The organism is Autumnicola lenta, assembly GCF_031846515.1.
GTDB classification, from domain to species: Bacteria; Bacteroidota; Bacteroidia; order Flavobacteriales; family Flavobacteriaceae; genus Autumnicola; species Autumnicola lenta.
In genome coordinates, this window is sequence record NZ_JAVRHO010000052.1 from 1 (window position 1) to 2522 (window position 2522).

General features: G+C 40.0%; 1 protein-coding gene. It reads left to right on the forward strand.

Annotation, left to right across the window (positions count from 1 at the left end; all coding sequences use genetic code 11):
- Positions 1 to 306: 306 nt before the first annotated feature.
- The coding region (locus RM545_RS17330; RefSeq protein ID WP_311496542.1) for a hypothetical protein at positions 307 to 2522 on the forward strand (2216 nt) is incomplete at its 3' end.

Below are 2522 nucleotides of genomic sequence, written 5' to 3' on the forward strand. Positions count from 1 at the left end.
TTTTTTAATATTAAATCAACCCTGAAACTCACAGAGCCCACTCGTTCAACAACTTTTAAAATATCATGAAAATATCAGTCGAATTTCTGGAACAAATTCCTCAGAATTAATACATCAGAAGCCCGACACCCCAATCACAGAGAGCTTTTTAACATAAAAAAATAGAAAAAAAAGGGCATAGTAATAATGTTTGTTAAACCTGAAGGTATTTTATTCCCTATTGTTAAAAATTATTCCAATATTTGTGCTTAATTTTCTAATTAGGTTTAAAACCTAAAACTAATAGTTGAATTTAACACCTAGCCTATGCAAAATTTTACTTTAGGTAAAAAAGGAAAAGCATTTTCCGTTTTTACCTTTATTTTATTATTGGGAATGTTCCCCTCTTTTGGACAGACGGGAGATTGCCCTAACCCGATCGATCAGGATCCCGACGAAAGTGGCAATCAGCAGTCCTTCTGCTATTTATCCACTATTGCCGATCTTGAAGCCACAGCCGCAAGTGGAACTACCATAAGATGGTATCGTACTGCTATTTCCACCACTCCAATTCCTGGCAGTGAGCTTTTAAGGGAGGAGACGTATTTTGCCGGAAATGCAGACGGAACCTGTGAAGACAGGTCTTCTGTTACGGTTAGCATTGATGACATTGGCGCACCGGAACCAAGTTTTGGAGTAGTTTTTTCTCCGTGTATGTACAGTACAACAGGCGTCAATACCGTTCAGGAACTTATTGACCTTGTAAATCCCACTGACGGCGGAACAGACATCGAGGTTTATACACAGGAATTTAGCGGATCACCTCTTAATCCTGAATTGTCACTAAATCCTGGAGCCAGCTATTTTGTTGGACAAAGAAATGCTGCGACAAACTGTCCTTCTTCCAGAGTAGCTGTTCGCTACGATCCTATTGAGGTTCAGCCGCCTTCAGGCGAAGCTGTTCAGACTCTCTGTGAAGGAGCCACTGTTGCAGATCTTGAAGCCACCGGAATAAACAGATGGTACAGCACAGAAAATTCAAATCCTCCATTAAATGAGGACACTCCTCTTGTAGATGGTGAGTCTTATTTTGCCACCCAAATTATTAACCGCGTGAACTCTCCGGAGCCTCCTTGCGAGAGCATGGCAAGATTTGAAGTAACCGTGGTAATTCTTAGTGCAGGACCAGATAATACAGACAATGTTCTTTGTGTTTCTGAAGCAGATTCTCAGTTTAATACAGTTGAAAATGCCCGTGCTTATTTTGAAGGACTTCTGATGGAAGGAGTTCCAACAGGTGGAAGTTTTTCTCCTTCCCTTCAAAGTATTGTAGATAGTTATGATGGCTCCGCCGATTCTTTTCAGACCATTTATACAGCTACGTTTGAGAATGGATGCGAAGATGATGTATTACTTGGAGTAGAGGTTACCGAAGGTGTAAACCTTGAAGATATCCAAATAACATTTTGTACTACACAACTTGAAAATATTACTAATGATTTTGGATTTGTTTTACTTCTTATTGAAGACTTAGAGATTAATATAGAAGACTTTGATGCGTCAGGATTTGACCAGGAAGAACTAGCTAATCTTTTAGATAGTTTTGATCCCGCCGATCCTGCAGGAACATATTCGGTAACCTACACTACAGGAGCAGGTACAGCCTGTGAAGCTTCTTCTGAAATTTCTATAACTATAGAAGAAGCCGGGCCAGCAATGGCCGGAGAATTTAATGTTCCAGATACTTGTATTGATGGGGACGTTATAAACCTTACTGATTTAATCAATCCTGAAACTACCACCCCAGGTGGAACTTTCTCAGGTGAAGGCGTTAGTACCAATGATGATGGGGATTTCATTTTTGATCCTTCTTTAGCTGGTGCAGATACATTTACCATTACCTACGAAGTTAGTGCTGAAGATTTACCATGTATTACTGAAGGAGATTCTTCTGATTTCACAATTGCGGTATCCGATGAAGAAAGCGAAGCAAACGTTGAAGATATTAATGACTTTCCTACATGTACTAGTGGTGACATCATTACGCTTACCAGCTTTTTAGGTGCAAATACAACGCCGGGCGGAACATTCACTGTAGATGGAACACCTGCTACAACTTTTGATCCTGCAACTATGGGCGTAGGTACTTATGAAGTAACCTACACTGTGAATGGTGATGAATTGGAATGTGTGACTGGTACAGCTTCTACAACTTTTGAAATAGAAGTTACAGATGAAATCAGCGAAGCAGTTGTTCAGGATATTGCTGACTTTGATACTTGTACTCAAGCAAGCACTATCACTCTAGCCACATTGTTAGTTGGAGATACTACTACCGGTGGAACTTTTACCGTAGATGGAACAACAGCTACTACTTTTGATCCTGCAACTATGGGCGTAGGTACTTATGAAGTAACCTACACTGTGAATGGTGATGAATTGGAATGTGTGACTGGAATGGACTCTACTACTTTTGAAATAGAAGTTACAGATGAAGTAAGCGAAGCTGTTGTTGAAGATATTGCAGATTTCGATACTTGTAC